Origin of the sequence: Polaromonas sp. LjRoot131, assembly GCF_964252805.1 — a bacterium.
GTDB lineage: Bacteria > Pseudomonadota > Gammaproteobacteria > Burkholderiales > Burkholderiaceae_C > Polaromonas.
Window position 1 is genome coordinate 138,974 of record NZ_CAXUPF020000002.1, and the last position, 18,617, is coordinate 157,590.

At 61.1% G+C, this 18,617-nt stretch carries 19 protein-coding genes; 11 read left to right on the forward strand and 8 right to left on the reverse strand.

Annotated features, from left to right (window positions below):
- Positions 1 to 129 precede the first annotated feature (129 nt).
- The 5 genes from mnmE to rpmH form a co-directional block, all read right to left on the reverse strand.
- Complete coding sequence (gene mnmE, locus ACSQ27_RS11050; protein WP_436155553.1) at positions 130 to 1,542, reverse strand: tRNA uridine-5-carboxymethylaminomethyl(34) synthesis GTPase MnmE; 1,413 nt, start codon at positions 1,540 to 1,542, stop codon at positions 130 to 132.
- Positions 1,543 to 1,650: 108 nt separating this feature from the next.
- Positions 1,651 to 3,366, reverse strand: a complete 1,716-nt coding sequence (gene yidC, locus ACSQ27_RS11055; protein ID WP_436155554.1) for a membrane protein insertase YidC — start codon at positions 3,364 to 3,366, stop codon at positions 1,651 to 1,653.
- Positions 3,363 to 3,662 carry a membrane protein insertion efficiency factor YidD gene (gene yidD, locus ACSQ27_RS11060; protein WP_436156226.1) on the reverse strand — a complete coding sequence of 100 codons (300 nt, stop codon included), beginning with the start codon at positions 3,660 to 3,662 and terminating at the stop codon, positions 3,363 to 3,365. Before yidD ends, yidC begins: the two co-directional genes overlap by 4 nt.
- A 26-nt stretch (positions 3,663 to 3,688) precedes the next feature.
- The gene (locus tag ACSQ27_RS11065) at positions 3,689 to 4,108 is read right to left on the reverse strand and encodes a ribonuclease P protein component (protein WP_436155555.1); all 420 of its coding nucleotides are present in this window, start codon (positions 4,106 to 4,108) and stop codon (positions 3,689 to 3,691) included.
- 53 nt (positions 4,109 to 4,161) lie between these two features.
- On the reverse strand, positions 4,162 to 4,296 hold the full coding sequence (gene rpmH / locus ACSQ27_RS11070) for a 50S ribosomal protein L34 (protein WP_007862708.1): 135 nt from the start codon (positions 4,294 to 4,296) through the stop codon (positions 4,162 to 4,164).
- Between the two features lie 431 nt (positions 4,297 to 4,727).
- Here rpmH and dnaA point away from each other — a divergent pair, with 431 nt between their 5' ends.
- The 6 genes from dnaA (at position 4,728) to ACSQ27_RS11100 (ending at position 12,746) form a co-directional block, all read left to right on the forward strand.
- Positions 4,728 to 6,122 (forward strand): chromosomal replication initiator protein DnaA, encoded by a 1,395-nt coding sequence (gene dnaA / locus ACSQ27_RS11075; protein WP_436155556.1) that lies wholly within the window; start codon positions 4,728 to 4,730, stop codon positions 6,120 to 6,122.
- A 319-nt stretch (positions 6,123 to 6,441) separates the two neighbouring features.
- Positions 6,442 to 7,548: a DNA polymerase III subunit beta gene (gene dnaN, locus ACSQ27_RS11080; protein ID WP_436155557.1), complete on the forward strand. Its 1,107-nt coding sequence runs from the start codon at positions 6,442 to 6,444 to the stop codon at positions 7,546 to 7,548.
- 137 nt (positions 7,549 to 7,685) lie between these two features.
- The gene (gene gyrB / locus ACSQ27_RS11085; RefSeq protein ID WP_436155558.1) at positions 7,686 to 10,310 is read left to right on the forward strand and encodes a DNA topoisomerase (ATP-hydrolyzing) subunit B; all 2,625 of its coding nucleotides are present in this window, start codon (positions 7,686 to 7,688) and stop codon (positions 10,308 to 10,310) included.
- A gap of 293 nt (positions 10,311 to 10,603) precedes the next feature.
- Positions 10,604 to 10,873 carry a DUF3297 family protein gene (locus ACSQ27_RS11090; protein WP_436156227.1) on the forward strand — a complete coding sequence of 90 codons (270 nt, stop codon included), beginning with the start codon at positions 10,604 to 10,606 and terminating at the stop codon, positions 10,871 to 10,873.
- A gap of 126 nt (positions 10,874 to 10,999) precedes the next feature.
- Positions 11,000 to 11,629: a 3'-5' exonuclease gene (locus ACSQ27_RS11095; protein ID WP_436155559.1), complete on the forward strand. Its 630-nt coding sequence runs from the start codon at positions 11,000 to 11,002 to the stop codon at positions 11,627 to 11,629.
- A 118-nt stretch (positions 11,630 to 11,747) separates the two neighbouring features.
- The gene (locus ACSQ27_RS11100) at positions 11,748 to 12,746 is read left to right on the forward strand and encodes an HNH endonuclease (RefSeq protein WP_436155560.1); all 999 of its coding nucleotides are present in this window, start codon (positions 11,748 to 11,750) and stop codon (positions 12,744 to 12,746) included.
- 51 nt (positions 12,747 to 12,797) lie between these two features.
- Here the strand turns inward: ACSQ27_RS11100 and ACSQ27_RS11105 are convergent, their stop codons facing one another.
- A complete protein-coding gene (locus tag ACSQ27_RS11105) occupies positions 12,798 to 13,409 on the reverse strand; it encodes a hypothetical protein (protein WP_436155561.1) in 612 nt (203 codons plus the stop codon).
- A 132-nt stretch (positions 13,410 to 13,541) separates the two neighbouring features.
- On the opposite strand from ACSQ27_RS11105, the gene ACSQ27_RS11110 reads away from it, so the two are divergent.
- From ACSQ27_RS11110 to ACSQ27_RS11125, 4 genes are all read left to right on the forward strand, one after another.
- The gene (locus ACSQ27_RS11110) at positions 13,542 to 13,958 is read left to right on the forward strand and encodes a VOC family protein (RefSeq protein ID WP_436155562.1); all 417 of its coding nucleotides are present in this window, start codon (positions 13,542 to 13,544) and stop codon (positions 13,956 to 13,958) included.
- Positions 13,959 to 14,258: 300 nt separating this feature from the next.
- Positions 14,259 to 14,552, forward strand: coding sequence for a hypothetical protein (locus ACSQ27_RS11115; protein ID WP_436156245.1), 294 nt, complete (start codon positions 14,259 to 14,261; stop codon positions 14,550 to 14,552).
- Between the two features lie 81 nt (positions 14,553 to 14,633).
- Positions 14,634 to 15,404, forward strand: a complete 771-nt coding sequence (locus ACSQ27_RS11120) for an alpha/beta fold hydrolase (RefSeq protein WP_436155563.1) — start codon at positions 14,634 to 14,636, stop codon at positions 15,402 to 15,404.
- A 155-nt stretch (positions 15,405 to 15,559) separates the two neighbouring features.
- A complete protein-coding gene (locus ACSQ27_RS11125; protein WP_436155564.1) occupies positions 15,560 to 15,772 on the forward strand; it encodes a hypothetical protein in 213 nt (70 codons plus the stop codon).
- 138 nt (positions 15,773 to 15,910) lie between these two features.
- Here ACSQ27_RS11125 and ACSQ27_RS11130 read toward each other — a convergent pair whose 3' ends face one another.
- On the reverse strand, positions 15,911 to 16,744 hold the full coding sequence (locus ACSQ27_RS11130; RefSeq protein WP_436155565.1) for an alpha/beta hydrolase: 834 nt from the start codon (positions 16,742 to 16,744) through the stop codon (positions 15,911 to 15,913).
- A 16-nt stretch (positions 16,745 to 16,760) separates the two neighbouring features.
- Entirely contained in the window at positions 16,761 to 17,588 is an 828-nt protein-coding gene (locus ACSQ27_RS11135) for an alpha/beta fold hydrolase (protein ID WP_436155566.1), read from the reverse strand.
- A gap of 112 nt (positions 17,589 to 17,700) precedes the next feature.
- Here ACSQ27_RS11135 and ACSQ27_RS11140 point away from each other — a divergent pair, with 112 nt between their 5' ends.
- Positions 17,701 to 18,531: an inositol oxygenase family protein gene (locus ACSQ27_RS11140; RefSeq protein ID WP_436155567.1), complete on the forward strand. Its 831-nt coding sequence runs from the start codon at positions 17,701 to 17,703 to the stop codon at positions 18,529 to 18,531.
- Positions 18,532 to 18,617: the final 86 nt, after the last annotated feature.

Sequence of the window (18,617 nt, forward strand, 5' to 3'; positions counted from 1 at the left end):
AACGCCCGCTTACACCTGATACAGGAGTGTCTGATTTTGTAATTTCCCCTCGAGAGAAGGCCATTTTTGACCATTCAGGAGGGTCTGCGACCGCTGATCCGCATGCGGCGCCCGCCTGTCGCCGGTTTACTACTTTCCTATACAGAATCTCGAGAAAATTTCGCCCAAAAGGTCGTCCGGCGTGAACGCGCCGGTGATTTCGCCGAGGTGCAGTTGCGCCTGCCGCAGGTCCTCGGCGAGCAAATCCAGCGCCGGTTGCGCCGCATGAAGCTGTGCGCCGGCTTTCACCAGTTGCGCCTGCACCTGGTGCAGGGCGCGCACGTGGCGCTCGCGCGCCATGAACACGCCCTCAGGCACCGCCTGCCAGCCCGCGACTTCCAGCAGCCGGCGGCGCAGGTCCTGCAGGCCGGCGCCGGTTTTGGCCGAGATCAACACGCCGCCCTTGAGGGTGTCCAGCACTTCCGCGTCGGCCGCATCGGACTTGTTCCAGACATCGATGATGGGCGTGTTGCGCGGCAGTTCGCGGGACAGCACTTGCGCGATGTGCGCGTCGGCGGCCCGGTAGTCGGCGGTGTGGCGGGTCAGGTCATGCAGAAACAGCACGGCGTCGGCGCTGGCGATTTCGGCCCACGCGCGTTCGACGCCGATTTTTTCCACTTCATCGAGCGCCTCGCGCAGGCCGGCGGTGTCCACCACGTGCAGCGGCACACCTTCGATCTGGATCAGCTGCGACACCTTGTCGCGCGTGGTGCCGGCAATCGGCGTGACGATGGCGAGCTCGGCGCCGGCCAGCGCATTGAGCAGCGAGCTCTTCCCCGCATTGGGCTGGCCCGCGATCACGACCTTGATGCCCTCGCGCAGCAGCGCGCCCTGCACGGCACGCTGCATCACGCCGGCCAGCGTCGTTTGCAGGCGCTCGAGCTGGCCCTGCGCGTCGGCCTTCTGCAGGAAGTCGATGTCTTCCTCGGGAAAATCCAGCGTGGCTTCGACCAGCATGCGCAAATGGATCAGCTGCTCGAGCAGCGTGTTGACCGCTAAAGAAAACTCGCCCGACATCGAGCGCGCCGCCGAGCGCGCCGCGGTTTCGGTGCTCGCGTCGATCAGGTCGGCAATCGCCTCGGCCTGGGCCAGGTCTATCTTGTCGTTGAGGAAGGCGCGCTCGGTGAATTCGCCCGGCTGCGCCACGCGCAGCCGCGGCACCGCCGCCCGGCCAGTCGCCGGGTCCGGCACCGCGCCGGCCTCGAGGCAGCGCGCCAGCAGCAACTGCAGTACCACAGGGCCGCCGTGCGCCTGCAGCTCCAGCACGTCTTCACCGGTATAGGAATGCGGCGCCGGGAAATGCAGGGCCAGCCCCTGGTCTATGGCCGCACCGCGCGCATCCCTGAAGGGCAGGTAGCTCGCCTGCCGCGCTTGCAGCGCGCGGCCGCATATTGCCTCAATGATGGGCGCGATGTGTTTGCCCGACACACGCACAATGCCGACGGCCCCGCGGCCCGGCGCGGTGGCGATGGCAACAATGGGGTCGTGGTGTCGGGCCAGCATGGTGGTAGATATTAAGGGGGAAAGCTGATGTGCGGCACCCACCGCCAAGGTTAGTTGCCCAAGAAAAAAGGGCCGCGAAGCGGCCCTTTTTTTCATCCAGTGTGCGCCTTATTTGAATTTCGGCAGGTTGAACTGCGGCGGCACGCCCATGCGGGTGTTGATGACCCACTGCTGGGCGATCGACAGGATGTTGTTGGTGATCCAGTACAGCACCAGGCCGGCCGGGAAGAAGAAGAACATCACGCTGAAGATCAGCGGCATGAACCACATCAGCTTGGCCTGCATCGGGTCCGGCGGCGCGGGGTTGAGCGCCGTCTGCAGCATGGTCGTCAGCGTCATCACCACCGGCAGGATGAAGAAAGGATCGGGCGCCGACAAGTCGTGGATCCACAAAATCCAGGGCGCATTGCGCATCTCGACGCTGGACAGCAGCACCCAGTACAGCGCGATGAACACCGGGATCTGGATCATGATCGGGAAGCAGCCGCCCATGGGGTTGACCTTTTCCTCGCGGTAGATTTTCATCATCGCCTGCTGCATTTCCTGCGGCTTATCTTTCAGGCGTTCGCGCATTTCCATGATCTTGGGGTTGATGGCCTTCATCTTGGCCATGCTGGCGTAGGCCTTGGCATTGAGCCAGTAAAAAGCCAGCTTCAGCAGCAGCACCAATGCCACGATGGACCAGCCCCAGTTCTGGATAAAACCGTGCAGCTTGTCGAGCAGCCAGTACAGCGGCTTGGCCAATATTTTCAGGTAGCCATAGTCCTTGACCAGCTCCAGGCCGGGCGCGATGGCTTCCAGGGTTTTTTCTTCCTGCGGGCCGACAAAGAACTTCGAGTCGATGGATTTGGTCGCGCCGGGCGCGATCGAATCCAGCGGCGTGATCATGCCGACAGCGTAGAGGTTGGTGTCGACCTTGCGGAAGAACAGGTCGCGCTTGATGCCGTCGCCCAGAATCCAGGCCGAGGCGAAGTAATGCTGCACCATGGCAGCATAACCATCGATTGCCTGCTTCTCGACATCGACCTTGTTGTTTTCAATGTCCTTGAACTCGACCTTCTGGTACTTCTTGGCATCGGTGTAAATCGCCGGGCCGGTGAAGGTGGAGTAGAAGGAAGACTCTCCGGGTGGCTTGTTGCCGTCGCGCACCAGCTGCATGTACAGCTGCGGTGAAATGGCGGCCGTGCCGGTATTGACGATGTCGTGGCGCACTGCGATGTCGTAGGCGCCGCGTTTGAGCGTATAGGTCTTGACCAGCTTGACGCCGCCGACGTCAGCCGACTCGAACTTGACTTCGAGTTCGTTCAGGCCTTCCTTGAGCGAACGCTCGCCGGGGACGACCTTCATCAGGGTCTTGTGCGTGGGAAAGCTGCCGCTGCCGATCAGGCCGGTCTGCGCCACGTAAACGCGGTTGGCGCTTTCATCCAGCAGCACAAAACCCTGGTCCTTGTGCGTCTGGTCCATGTATTTCGCAAAGGCCGAATGCACCAGGGTGCCGCCTTCGCTGTCAAAGGTCAGCGTGAGCACGTCGGTGCTCACCACCACGCGCTCTTTGGCCGCCGCGGGCGCGGTGCTCGGGGCGCCTGTGGGCACGGCGCCGGGCGTGGCCGGGGCCGCATTCGAAGAAGCCTGGGGCGCGGGCACTGAAGATGCCGCGGCGCCGGCAACCGGCGCGGAGGCGGCCGACGCGGGCGCCTTGGCGGACTGCGTGCTCGAAGGGAAGAAGGTCGCCTTGTGGCCGTTAAAAACCTGCCACTGGTCCCACAGAAGGACCATGGAGAAACCAAATATCACCCACAAGATGGTGCGGCGGATGTCGTTCATGACGGCGTCTTTTTAGAAGGGGTAGGGGCCACAGGCGTGACCAGGCGGGAAAAGAGAGAGAAGGGGCCCGCCGCGGAGGCGGCCGGCGGCACCGGATCGTGCCCGCCTTCACACCAGGGGTGGCAACGGGCCAGGCGATGCAAGGTGAGGTAGCTGCCAACGGCAGCGCCGTGCTGCTGCAGCGCCTCAAGGGAATAGGCGGAACAGGTGGGCTCAAAGCGGCAGGCCGAGCCCAGCCAGGGGCTGAGCAGCAGGCGATAGCCCTTGACCAGGCCTATCAACAGCGTTTGCGGCAGGCGGACGACAGCGGCCAGCACGGGATTCATGGCGCTTTGGCCCCCGCCTGCATCAAGGCCTGGACTTCGGCGCGCACGGCTTGCTTGAGCGGCTCGGACGTGGCGCTGATGAATTCTTTGCGCGAAAAATCACGCCGCAAGCGGACCACATACGCGGCCTGGGGGTACTGATGCGAAAAATCAGCGCTCACGGTGTAGATCTGGCGTTTGATGGCGTTGCGCGTGACAGCCCGTTTGGCCCAGCGTTTGGGAACCATCGCCCCGAGCCAGACGTCCTGGACGGGGAACAGCGACCTTGCCGCGGGGACATCAACAAGGCTGCCGGATTCGGCTTGCACGGGCTGGGCATCGAGCGCATTGCGGTGCAATGCGAAGTGCGTTGTTTTGGCAACAATGGCGCCGGCAAGGACTGCCTGGAACTGGGAACGGGTTTGAAGCCGCTGCACGAGCGCCAGGCGTCAGTTCGAAAAACTGCGGATGGCCAGCAAAAACGACAGGCTTAGACAGCCAGGCGTTTGCGGCCCTTGGCGCGGCGTGCAGCGATCACTGCGCGGCCGCCGCGCGTTTTCATGCGCGTCAGGAAGCCGTGCGTACGGGCGCGTTTGACTTTGGAGGGTTGGTATGTGCGTTTCATGATGAGTCCTGGTCCTATTAGCTTGCTAGCCGGTCAGCTACAAAGCTTCTTCCCCTGGGCGATTCGAATGATCTTGGTGGCCGTACAACACAACCAACTCTGCAAGTCTGCAAACAGGTATCAAACCCGCTGCGAATCAGGGAAACCCATGATTATCGCAGATTTCCCAACGCTGGCAACAAGTTAGCCCGCTCATTGGGGGTAAAGGCTGAGAAGCCCCTGGCCGGTCCGCCGGGCGCCGCCGCAAGGCCGCCGGAGCCGGCCGGACCCTCGCCGGGGGAGCCCGAAATAGGTTGAAACCCGAAGCAATTATTTTGTGGATAACTCCCCGCGCGGACTACAATTGCCGGTGCTCAAAATTAACAATATCCACAAGCAGCGACACGCCGCCTGGCCTCTCTTGCCAGGCCGGCAACCCGGCAAAAACCAGCATGAGTGAGGCATCCGTCCAAAACCTGAGCCAGGACTTGTGGCAAAGCTGCGTCGACCATCTGGCGCAGGAATTACCCGAGCAGCAGTTCAACACCTGGATCCGTCCGCTGGTGGTTGACGTCGCGGCCGATCTCTCCAAAGTCACCGTTCTGGTGGGTAATCGCTTCAAATTGGACTGGGTGCGTGCCCAGTATGCCGGCCGTATTGCCGCCCTGCTCGAGAAGATTTCAGGCCAGAGTATACCGCTTGAGTTAGCGCTCGCTCCTCGCGAGGCGCCCGTCAAGTCGGCATCTTTGATTCGCAGCTTCGAGGGCTCGAACATTCCCGAGCCGGCCGGCCTGGGCGTTCCCGAAGAAGCCGCCGGCGCCCCTTTCAAAAACCGGCTCAACAGCGCGCTGACCTTCGACACCCTGATTGAAGGCACGGCCAACCGCATGGGCCGGGCTGCGGCGCTGCATGTTTCCAGCAGCCTCGGCCAGCTTTACAACCCGCTTTTTATCTACGGCGGCGTCGGCCTGGGCAAGACCCATTTGATGCACGCCATCGGCAATAAACTGCTCGCCGACAACCCCAACGCCAAAGTTCTCTACATCCACGCTGAACAGTTTGTTTCAGATGTGGTTAAAGCTTACCAGCGCAAGACTTTTGATGAATTCAAGGAGCGTTACCACTCCCTGGATTTGCTGCTGATCGACGACGTCCAGTTCTTTGCCAACAAGGACCGCACCCAGGAAGAGTTTTTCAACGCTTTCGAGGCCTTGCTGACCAAAAAGTCGCACATTGTGATGACCAGCGACACTTATCCCAAGGGTTTGACGGATATCCACGAGCGCCTGGTGTCGCGTTTCGATTCCGGCCTCACGGTCGCCATCGAGCCGCCCGAGCTCGAAATGCGCGTCGCCATCCTGATCCGCAAGGCCGAGGCCGAAGGCGCCTCCATGCCCGAGGAGGTCGCCTTCTTCGTCGCCAAGAACGTGCGCTCCAACGTGCGTGAGCTCGAAGGCGCGCTGCGCAAGATCCTGGCCTACTCCCGCTTCAACCTCAAGGAAATCTCCATCCAGCTGGCCCGGGAGGCCCTGCGCGACCTGCTGTCCATCCAGAACCGGCAGATCAGCGTCGAGAACATCCAGAAGACCGTCGCCGACTATTACAAGATCAAGGTCGCCGACATGTATTCCAAGAAGCGGCCCGCCAGCATCGCCCGGCCGCGCCAGATCGCCATGTATCTGGCCAAGGAACTGACCCAGAAGAGCCTGCCCGAGATCGGCGAGCTCTTTGGCGGCCGCGACCACACCACGGTGCTGCACGCCGTCCGCAAGATGTCCGCCGAGCGCCAGCAGATGACCGAGCTCAACCAGCAGCTGCACGTGCTGGAGCAGACCCTGAAGGGCTGAAAGCGCTCCTTATATATCGCACATATGGCAAATGAATCCTTTAGCGCTCAGTTTTTCAGGACCAATCCCCGGCTTAAATGCCTTCACAACAAGTTTGGGGACAACTTTTGAACAACCCATGGTTTATCCACAGAAGCAGATGACAATCGAAAGTTGTTCATATCCGGCAGCAGGCTTCCACGGTATCTGGACACATGGTTAAACAAACGCCAAGTGGTTGATCAAAAAGGGGAAAATGGCACTATCCACAGATTGGTGCCGCCCTTATCTACTACTACTAATTTGAATTAAAGAATTAAAGATATATACAGAGGAAGTCATGATCGTTCTGAAAGCAACCCAGGATAAAGTTTTGTCGGTACTGCAATCGGTCGCCGGCATCGTCGAGCGCAGGCACACCTTGCCGATTCTGGCCAACGTCCTGATCCGCAAGACCGGCGCGCAAGTGCAGCTCACCACCAGCGACCTCGAAATCCAGATCCGCACCACGGCCGAGCTCGACGGCGACGCCGGCAACTTCACCACCACCGTGGGTGCCCGCAAGCTCATCGACATCCTGCGTTCCATGCCCAGCGACCAGACCGTCTCGCTCGAGTCCTCGCAGAACAAGCTGATCCTCAAGGGCGGCAAAAGCCGCTTCACGCTGCAGACCCTGCCCGCCGAAGACTTCCCCCTGGTCCAGGAAGCCGCCAACTTCGGCCCCGGCTTCTCGGTGCCGCAAAAAGTCCTCAAGGAGCTGCTCAACCAGGTCTCCTTCGCCATGGCGGTCCATGACATCCGCTACTACCTCAACGGCATCCTGTTCGTCGCCGAAGGCAAGCAGCTGAGCCTGGTCGCCACCGACGGCCACCGCCTGGCTTTCTCCTCGGCCATGCTCGACGTCGAAGTGCCCAAGCAGGAAGTGATCCTTCCGCGCAAGACCGTGCTCGAAATGCAGCGCCTGCTCAGCGACAAAGAGGGCGCCATCGAAATGCAGTTCGCCGGCAACCAGGCCAAGTTCAGCTTTGAAGGCATGGAATTCGTCACCAAGCTGGTCGAAGGCAAGTTCCCCGACTACAACCGCGTGATCCCCAAGAACCACAAAAACATCATCACCCTGGGCCGCGTGCCCCTGCTGGCCAGCCTGCAGCGCACCGCCATCCTGACCAGCGAGAAGTTCAAGGGCGTGCGCCTGAACATCGAGCCCGGCACCCTGCGCGTGGCCTCCAACAATGCCGAGCAGGAAGAAGCCGTCGACGAGCTTGACATCGACTACGGCGGCGACGCCATCGAAATCGGCTTCAACGTGACCTACCTGATCGACGCCCTGGCGAATATGGACCAGGACATGGTCAAGATCGAACTGGCCGATTCCAACAGCTCCGCGCTGCTGACCATCCCCGACGATTCGGCCTTCAAATACGTGGTGATGCCCATGCGCATCTAGCGCACAGCACACCTCCAGAACCCAGACAGACCCGCGACCTTCCGCGGGTTTGGTCATTCAAGAGATTGAAGAAATCGAAGCAATTCGAAAAGAGATCGATAAAAAGATCTCGAAACAGATCGGAAAAGAAGCCGGATATGACTGAAGAAAACAAAGTGAACGAAGCCGAACAGGTGCATGTGTCCGAAGGTGCAGCCACCGAGGAAAGCTCCAATTTCCAGCCCAAGATCGACACCAACCAGGCCGGCGCGTCCGAAGCCTATGGTGAAGGCTCCATCCAGATCCTCGAAGGCCTGGAAGCCGTGCGCAAGCGCCCCGGCATGTACATCGGCGACACCTCCGACGGCACCGGCCTGCACCACCTGGTGTTTGAGGTCGTCGACAACTCCATCGACGAAGCCCTGGCCGGCCACTGCGACGACATCGTGGTCACCATCCACACCGACAACTCCGTCAGCGTCACCGACAACGGCCGCGGCATCCCCACCGGCATCAAGATGGACGACAAGCACGAGCCCAAACGCTCGGCCGCTGAAATTGCCCTGACCGAACTGCACGCCGGCGGCAAGTTCAATCAGAACAGCTACAAGGTCTCCGGCGGCCTGCACGGCGTCGGCGTGAGCTGCGTCAACGCGCTCAGCAAGATGCTGCGCCTGACGATCCGCCGCGACGGCAAGGTCCACGTCATGGAGTTCTCGCGCGGCTTTGTGCAGAACCGCATCATCGAACAGGTCGACGGCATCGACGTGTCACCCATGAAGGTCATGGACGCCACCGACAAGCGCGGCACCGAAGTCCACTTCCTGCCCGACACCGAGATCTTCAAAGAGAACAACGATTTCCACTACGAAATCCTGAGCAAGCGCCTGCGCGAGTTGAGCTTCCTCAACAACGGCGTGCGCATTCGCCTCAAAGACGAGCGCACCGGCAAGGAAGACGATTTCTCCGGCGCCGGCGGTGTGCGCGGCTTTGTGGATTTCATCAACAAAGGCAAGACCATCCTGAACCCCAACGTCTTCGCGGCGATGGGCGACCGCCAGAGCGACCAGGGCACCAACATCGGCGTTGAAGTCGCCATGCAGTGGAACAGCGGCTACAGCGAACAGGTGCTCTGCTTCACCAACAACATTCCCCAACGCGACGGCGGCACCCACCTGACCGGCCTGCGCGCCGCCATGACCCGCGTCATCAACAAATACATCGACGACAGCGAGCTGGCCAAGAAGGCCAAGGTGGAAGTCACCGGCGACGACATGCGCGAAGGCCTGTGCTGCGTGCTCAGCGTCAAGGTGCCCGAGCCCAAGTTCAGCAGCCAGACCAAGGACAAGCTGGTTTCCAGCGAAGTGCGCGGCCCGGTCGAAGACATCGTCAGCCGCCTGCTGCACGACTACCTGCAGGAACGCCCCAACGACGCCAAGATCATCGTCGGCAAGATCATCGAAGCCGCCCGTGCCCGCGAAGCCGCGCGCAAGGCCCGCGACATGACGCGCCGCAAAGGCGTGCTCGACGGCATGGGCCTGCCCGGCAAGCTCGCCGACTGCCAGGAAAAAGACCCCGCCATGTGCGAGATCTACCTGGTCGAGGGTGACTCTGCCGGCGGCTCCGCCAAACAGGGCCGCGACCGTAAGTTCCAGGCCATCCTGCCGCTGCGCGGCAAGATCCTCAACGTCGAAAAAGCCCGCTATGAAAAGCTGCTGACCAGCAATGAAATCCTGACGCTGATCACCGCCCTGGGCACCGGCATCGGCAAGGCCGGCGGCGTGGGCGGTACGGCCGGCACCGACGACTTCAACGTCGCCAAGCTGCGCTACCACCGCATCATCATCATGACCGACGCCGACGTTGACGGCGCCCACATCCGCACCCTGCTGCTGACCTTCTTCTACCGCCAGATGCCCGAGCTCGTCGAGCGCGGCCACATCTACATCGCCCAGCCGCCCCTCTACAAGGTCAAGGCCGGCAAGGAAGAGCAGTACCTCAAGGACACGGCCGCCCTCGACGGCTTCCTGCTGCGCATTGCCCTCAAAGACGCCAGCGTGCAGACCGGCCCCGACGAAAAATCCACGCTCACCGGCGACACCCTGGCCGAGCTGGCCCGCAAACACCAGCTGGCTGAATCCGTCATTGCCCGCCTGCGCGGCTTTATGGATGCAGAAGCCTTGCGTGCGATTGCCGACGGCGTGAGCCTCAACCTCGACACCGTGGCCGACGCTGAAGTCTCCGCCGTGGCCCTGCAAGCCAAGCTGCGCGAATTGAACACCACCGGCACCCCCGCCGAAGTGGCCGGCGAGTTCGACACCCGCAACGACAAGCCCATCCTGCGCATCAGCCGCCGCCACCACGGCAACGTCAAGAGCAGCGTGCTGACTCAAGACTTTGTGCACGGCGCCGACTACGCCACCCTCGCCGAAGCCGCCGCCACCTTCCGCGGCCTGATCAGCGAAGGCGCGAAAGTCATGCGCGGCGAAGGCGAACGCCAGAAGGAAGAAAAGATCAACGACTTCCGCCAGGCCATGGCATGGCTGATCGGCCAGGCCGAAAACGCCACGGCCCGCCAGCGCTACAAAGGCCTGGGCGAGATGAACCCCGCCCAGCTCTGGGAAACGACGATGGACCCGACCGTGCGCCGCCTGCTGCGCGTGCAGATCGACGACGCCATCGAAGCCGACCGCGTCTTCACCATGCTGATGGGCGACGAAGTCGAGCCGCGCCGCGAGTTCATTGAACAGAATGCTCTACGCGCTGCAAATATCGACGTTTGATTGTCGAGACGATCATTTTCCTGGCGTCGGGAAAATGATCGATCTGCGCGTGGAACTGACCAGGAAGCCTTGATGAGTCGATCAGCATTAACTGCGGAAAATTCTTCAGGTCAGCAACAGCCATCAGACCTCGTCCGTTGGGCTGCGCAAGCTGTGCAAACTCGAATAGATACCGTTGAAGCCATGCGCGCTCAACAACACCGGGGGCGACCAGAAGCTGACATGCGGGTGAAAAGAGTTTGCCGGGTCATTTCCCTCCACCAATTTAATCAGTCCAAACCGTCTTGAATCACATGACCGAAGAAACCACAACAGCAGCACCATCCACCGAACGCCCGGCGCTGCCCGATCATCTCTCGACCGACGAGCGCAGCCCGCATTTCGTCAAAGCCATCTTCGAGCACGACGTCGGCATTCGCTTTAACGACAAGGAACGTTTTGACGTCGCCGAGTACTGCATCAGCGAAGGCTGGATCAAGGTCCCCGTCGGCAACAAGGTCGACCGCAAGGGCAACCCGCTGATGATCAAGCTCAAGGGCAAGGTCGAGTCGTTTTACAAATAGCCCAATGGCGGCTTGGCCCGGGCGAACACCCAGGACGAACCGGACCGTGATCAACACCATGAAAGTCAAGCCTCCTCACGCAGGTGCTGAACTTCATGGTGTTTTTCTTTGCATGAACAACAAGCCATGAGCAGCAACAACTGCATCGCCGTCATCGACTTCGAAACCACGGGCCTGTCCCCCGCCATGGGCGACCGCGCCACTGAAGTCGCCATCGTGCTGGTGGACCAGGCAAGCGGCAAAGTGGTCGACAGCTTCCAGAGCCTCATGAATGCGGGGCGCTACATCCCGTCCTTTATCGAAAGCCTGACCGGCATCAGCAACGCCATGGTCGCCGCCGCACCCGCGGCCGATACCGTGATGAGGGAAGCCAGCCGCTTTGTCGGCAACGCCCCCATGGTGGCCCACAACGCTTCGTTTGACCGCCGCTTCTGGGAAGCCGAGCTTGGCCTGGCGGGGGAGAGGACAGCCAGCCAACCCTTCGCCTGCACCATGCTGGTCGCCCGAAGGCTGTATCCCCAGGCTCCCAGCCACAAGCTAGGCGTGCTGATCGACTACCACCGCCTGCCCAGAGCCGGCCGTGCCCACAGGGCCATGGCAGATGCGGAGATGGCGGCTTCTTTGTTGGGGCAGATCCAGGATGACTTGCGCAGCCGGCACCGGGTGGCGCGGCCTGACCATGGGGTGCTGTTGGCGTTGCAGCGTTGTGCCAAGCCGGGGGTCGGGGCGTTGGTGGCGAAGTACGCTGAAGTGTGAAAAGGTACTTGGGGCTTCCTATAGCTTCTAAGTTTGATCTATGGATTAACATGGACTGATCTGCATTTATTGAGCCGCCGCAAAGTTGAAGAGGTCACAGCGGGCGGTCAAGCCTGGGATGGCGAAATATAAATTGCGTTACTGGTGGGTCAATCAAAATCAGACTTACCGCCAAGAAGTGGATGGCGGCTATCTTTGGTCGCCCAAACGCAAGGCAAACCAGGCCCGAAATCCTTTTTATGATTTCATGCGTGAGGTCTCTTCGGGCGACGTGATTTTCTCTTTTGCTGGCACCCTGATTGCCGCGATCGGCATAGCAACATCTCACGCGCAAGAGTCACCTAAGCCGGCTGAATTCGGATCCACAGGAGCTTATTGGGAAAATATTGGCTGGCGCGTGAACGTATCGTTCGTTGAACTGCGTTCGCGAATTCGGCCTTCCGACTACATGAATGTGCTGGCCCCTTTGCTCCCAAGGGTGTATGCGCCGTTACGTCCTGACGGTATGGGTATGCAGGGTGTTTACCTCACGTATTTGCCGGATGCTTTTGCTGCCGCGCTTGTTGACCTTCTTGGTAGTGAAGCGCGAACGTTGGTAATGGGCTTCCGTGGGAGCGAACCGGGCCTCGCCCAGTCGTCGGTGATTCAGCTTCAGTGGGAAGAGCATCTGATTGCTCAGGTTCAAGGAGACGACCGAATAACAGCGACGGAGAAAGAAACCGTTGTGATGGCTCGCCGAGGTCAGGGCCTTTTTAAGCAGCGGGTCATGGCGTTGGAGAGGGCGTGCCGGATAACTGGCGTTACGAAGGAAGAGCATTTGCGAGCGAGTCATTGCAAGCCGTGGCGTGACTCTTCCAATAAAGAACGACTGGATGGTGAGAATGGACTCTTACTCACGCCAACAATGGATCATCTCTTTGACCAAGGATTCATTGGGTTCGAGGGAAACGGAGATTTAGTAATTTCTCCGGTGGCGCATCTGGAGTCACTCGCGCGTATGGGTATTTCCCCAAGCGATAAGCGCAACGTTGGTACCTTTTCTACTGGTCAGCGAAGTTATCTTGAATATCACCGTGATGAAGTTTTACTTCGCTCAAAGTTCTTGCCTCATGGGTAGCCGAGTTTAAAACTGCTGCGTCATCGCTTTAAAAAGAATCAGCGACAAATTCTATTTACACGGGACCCGAAATTGCTCATCCCGAGCTTTTTTGCGTTCGTCCCTAATCCAATCATAAGTCTGCAGCGTTTGAGGTTGGCGTCCCATCGCGTCAAGCGAGGCTATTTTGGCTTCAAGCGCCTCACATCTGGCTTTGACTACCGATGCAGCGCTTGTGGGCTGGTCCTTCATCTCAGCGACCGGTTGGCTTATTGGTTCCTCGGCTTGTGCCGGTGCTTGTGGTCGAACTGCCACCATCAAATTGTGGTTGGCCTTAGTTGGCACTTGGGTTGTCACGCCCCCTGCTCCGCAACTGCCATCGCCATAACTCGTGTTGCCATTGATCACGCATTTGGTGACGGTTTTGGTCCCAGGGTCGAGCACGGAAGGTGCGCTTGATTGAGGAGGGCGCGCTGAGGGATGTTCCATTGGCGGGTTGGAGACGGTAGTTTGTTTAATCGCAGCGGCCGGCGGGCGATAGGTCAACCACTCAATAAGCCGATAGCCGGCATAGGTGAGAGCCAGTAGAGTGAGCAGGGCACTAAGCCAACGCAGTATTGGTTTTTCAGGGGGAGGCGCAAAGGGCCGCTCCCGATCGTTGCCTTTCAGGAAATTGTGATCCATCCGACCCTCCCTCTGCTCATTGTTTGTATTGCACGATACCGCATCAATAGGCTTCGAGGAACTGGGGTCTCCATTGCCAGGGCCGATTCGGCCGGCTAAGCTTTTCCTTCCCACTCAACAAGGACAAGGCCCATGCCCAACATCCCCTCCCTCCCCGAAAGCATCATCTCCCACGTCTCCATAGGCACCAACGATTACGAGCGCGCCAAGGCCTTCTACACGGCCGTGCTGGGCACGCTGGAGATCAAGGTGATCATGGAGCACCCCGGAGCTGTGGCCTTTGGCCGGGCTTACCCGGAGTTCTGGGTGGGTGTGCCGCATGACGGCGGCAAGGCGCATGTGGGCAATGGCTCACACTTTGGCTTCCTGGCCGTCTCCAAAGCCCAGGTCGATGCCTTTTATGCCAAGGCGCTGGAGCTGGGCGGCCAGGGCGATGGCGCGCCCGGGCCGCGGCCGCTGTATGGGCCGCAGTATTACGGCTGTTTTGTGCGTGACCTCGACGGGCACAAGATCGAGGCGCAGTTCTCGGACATGTCTGCTGCGGGCTGACTGAGTGACTGATTAATAAGCGCCTGGCCTCGCCTTGTCGCGCGGGGGTACGGGGCGCTGTCTGACACCGGCGGGTTTTGGGGGTTTCCAGAATGGGTTGGTACGGGCCGGCTTTCTTTGCATCGCCGGCGTGTGTTCAACCCTTTTCTTTTTCTTCTTCTGGAGGCCTCCATCATGGAATCTTCTTCGCTTCGCCCCGATGGCCGAGCAGCACCGCAAGATTGCCGAGCCGGGCTCGGCCATACCGGCTGAACACGCCGGAACCCCTTTTTTAAACCCCTTCACAAGGAGAGTCACACCATGGCGAACAAACCAGGCAAACCGAATATCCAGCGCAGCGTGGGCATCACCGGTACCGCGGCCGACCCGACGATTGAGCAGGAAGACACCAACACCGGCACCCACACCGGCACCGACCCCAAGGCCTCGTCAGGCCACGGCGGCAAGGTGGAAAACGATTTCAACCAGATGGGCGACCAAAAGCCCACGCAGAAGAACGAAGGCCAGCGCACGGCCAATAGCCGCAGCGACCGGGAGTCGCACGTAGGCGGCAGCAACCAGCTGCAGTCGCGCCGGGGTACGACCGGGCGTTGAGACCTTGAGACCTGAGGCGCGGAGGACGCGTTGAGCGCAGCCATCCTGAACATCCTTGAACAGTCTTGAACAGGAGTGACCGTGGAACATTTCAACCACCACAGCGGCGACCACCTGGCGCTGGACAGCGCGAAGATTTACTTTGAGGTCCATGGCGACAGCACGGATCCGCCGCTGCTGTTTTTGCATGGCGGGCTGGGCACGCTGCGGGATTTCAATGACGTGCTGCCGCGGCTGGCAAAGCGCTTCAGGGTGATAGGCATAGACAGCCGCGGCCACGGCAAGTCGACGCTGGGGACGGCGGCGATGAATTACCAGCGGCTTGCGCTTGACGCCGCCGGTGTGCTGCGGCACCTCGGCGTTGAGCGCTGCAGCGTGGTGGGTTTTAGTGATGGCGGCATCACGGCCCTGCGCATGGCCGCGCAGGCGGATATGCGTGTAGAGCGGCTGGTGGCCATAGGCACCGACAAGATGCTCAAGCCCGACGACCCGGTGCGCAAGCTGCTGGCCGGCGTCACGGCGGAGAGCTGGACAAAAAAATTCCCCGAGACGGTGGCGCTGTACAACGCGCTGAACCCGCAGCCCGACTTCAAGGGCCTGGTCGATGCCATCGTGCCGATGTGGCTGGACGACAGCCCCAGCGGTTACCCCGGCGACTGCGTCAGGCAGATAAGCTGCCCCTTGCTGGCGATTCGCGGCGATGAAGACCACCTGGTGTCGCGCGCCAGCGTGTTCGAGCTGGTGGAGCAAGTGAAGGGCGCGAAGCTGCTGAACATTCCCTTCGCGGGCCATGAGGCGCACAAGGATCAGGCCGAAGCGGTGATGGCGAGCGTGAACCGCTTCCTGGAATAAGCCGCGGCGTCCATGAGCCCTGCGCCAATCCGGTACGTCTTTACCTGCCACTGAGGCATTTCCTTACAAACCGCAACGCGGCAGACGCACAGCCCTAAGCCGGGCGGCGCAGCATCAACCCTTGTTGATTTGTTGTTGCTGATGGAGTGCCTGCCATGAAGAAGATTGCCGACTTTCTGTTCCACCCGCGCTACCTGCGCGCCATCCCTTCACTGGTGGTGCTGACCACCGCCATGGCCTGGGGTGTGGCGCCGGACCCTGATGCGATGGACACGGTGCAGAAGGCGGAGAAGCGGGCGGGTGTGAGCCTGTCGCTGAACCATACGGCCATGGGCAGCAGCCCGCTGGACAAGCCCGAACAAAGCTGAGGCAGGTGTCTTAAAGTCGCAAACAAAGTCGCAAAAATAAGCGCACACATTGCGAAAAACTGTTTGGGGACAATGGCTTAGCGACGGCCGCAAAGTCGCAAAAACTTCCGCAATCTGCAGCGTTTTACGAGCGACTTTTTAAGGCTTGGCCGCAATCACCCAGCGGCTGATCTTCGCGACCACATCAGCTTCCAGTCCGTTAAAGCCGTGGTAGGCCATGGCCTCACAGGGGTCGCCGCGGCTCTGGCCGCCGCTCACTCGGATGAGTTCGGCCTTCGGGGTTTTGGCGAGTTTCTCCATCAACATCGGCATGTCGCTGAAAAGGCAGACCTTGCAGCCGTCGTTTTCATGGTGCACCACAAGCACGGGGATGCTGAGCTTCTCCAGCGGCATTTGGGGTACGGCGCGGCCCTTGGGGTCGACCAGGATGGTCGAGGTCAACACCAGGCCGTCAGGGCCGCCCTGGGCCGGTGTGGCTTCGGTGGCGACGTAGGCGGCCGACTGGGTGCCGCGGCTGGTACCGACCAGCCACACGGGCACGGGTGATTGCTGTTTGAGCCAGGCAATGAGGGCCAGCACGTCGGCGCGGTGTTCCGGCCTTTGCCGGTTGCCCGAGAGGTAGGGCGGTGACTGTTTGTCGGAAGGCGCGTCGATGACCGCGACGGCCAGGCCGGCGTCGGCGAACTGCTGGCGCGTGCGCACCAGGAAGTTGCCGCCGCCCCCGGCGAAGCTGCCGCCTTCGGTAATCTGCAGGCCGCCATGGCCGCCGGCCATCAGGATGACGGAGGCCTTGGGCGGGCCCGAGGGCGCGATGTAGACAAAACGCTGGGTGACGCCTGGACGCGTGGGAATGTCGACCACACGCGGCGCGGCGCTTTGTGCAAAGGCGGATTGAAGAGCGCCCTGGCCCGCGAGCGCCATGCACAAGCCCTGCAGCAGCCCCAGGCGGCGTGAGAGGAGTTGCGGGCTCATGTCGGGCGTCCTTTTTTTAGTTCACGGCGGCCTTGATCCACTGCAGCGCGGCCTCGCTGGCCACGGCGGGTGTGCTCAGGTGATTGGCCTTGACTTCGAGGTACTGGCTTTTGGGATTGGCGGGCAGCTTGTCGACAAAGTAGGCGCGGGCGTATTTGCTGATGCTGTCCTCGTCGCCGACCACGGTGAGCACCGCTGTGGCAGCCGGGATGCGCGGCGCGCTGACACCCATGTCGGCGTCGGAGGCGGGATCGAAGTAGCTCAGGTAGTCTTTGGCGGTGGTGATGACGGGCAGCTGCTTGCCCTGGTTGATGTCGTAAAAGCGTTCACGCGAATCGCCTTTGCCGGCGGCGACCAGCTTGCGGGCTTCGTCGACGCTTTCGCGCACCGAGGTGTTTTGCTGGAAGGTGTAGTAGCGTGCGGGCACATGGCCGGGCGCCAGCAGCACCAGGGCCTGCACGTCGCCGCCGCGCGCCGCGAACCCCATGGCGGCCGGCACGGCCATGCTGTGGCCGGCGACCACGATGGCGGTGGCGCCCTGGCTGCGCAGGGTTTTGACATGCGCGGCCATTTCGTCCATGGCCTTGTCCCAGTTGCCGTCGAGGTAGCGGCCGCGCGACCAGGGCATGTCGGGGTAGAGCACCAGCATGCCCGCGCCTTCGAGCGCGGCCTTGAGGCTGTTCATGTGCGGGGTGGTGTTGCTGCCGGGGGCTTTGCCGTGCAGCATGAGCACACCGATCTTGGGCTGGGCCTGGGCGATGGCGCCCGTGACAAAGGCGCAGGCCAGCAGGAGGCCGGCGGTGAGGGCGCGCAGGGAGGCATGCAAGAAGGGTCTGCGGGGCATGGAAGCTTTCAGGGCAAGGTTGGCGCCAATATAGCCGCTGCGGCCCGGTGCGGCAGCCGGGTTTGCACGCAGTGGCGGCGCTTCCTACAATGTCCCGTATATGAACGCCGCCATGCCCCAATCCAGCGTCGCCAGCCCTTCCGTACAAGCCGCCCTGCTGGCCGGCGAGCCCGATCGGGCCGCCTACCGCGACTACGCGCAGCCCGGCCTCGACAGGGTGCGCACCTTCTACCGCAACAACCACCAGCACCAGACGCTGGACTTTGTGCGGGCCAAAAAGGCGCAGTGGCTGAGCTTTTCGCAGCGCGAGATGACGCCCTGGGCCGCGCTGGAGTTCCTCAACACCCTGGTCGACGAGTCGGACCCGGACATCGAACTGCCGCAGATCAGCCACCTGCTGCAGACGGCCGAAGCGATACGGGCCGACGGCCACCCCGACTGGTTTGTGCTGACGGGGTTTATCCACGACCTGGGCAAGGTGTTGTGCCTGTTCGGCGAACCGCAATGGGCCGTGGTGGGGGATACCTTTCCGGTGGGTTGCCGCTTCTCGGAGCGCGTCGTCTATCCCGAGTACTTCGCGCTGAACCCCGACAGTGCGGATGCGCGCTACAACAGTGAGAACGGGATCTATACGCCGGGCTGCGGGCTGGATGCTGTGCACATGTCATGGGGGCATGACGAGTACCTGTACCAGTTGATGAAACCTTATTTGCCGCTGCCTGCGCTGTACATGATTCGGTATCACTCGTTTTATGCGTGGCACAGGGAAGGGGAGTATGGGCATCTTGCTGATGCCCAGGATGTGGCGCACCTTCCTTGGGTGCAGAGGTTTAATCCTTATGACCTTTATTCGAAGAATGAGCGGCCGCCGGTGCTGGCGGAGTTGAAGCCTTACTACGACGAGCTCATGGCTAAGTATTTGCCTTCTTCGCTTCAGTTGTAGTTTTGGTTGTTTGCCCTCTGCGTGGGCTTGCTGGCCGGGGTCGCCCGGCATGCGACTCACTTTTTTTGCTTCGCCAAAAAAAGTAA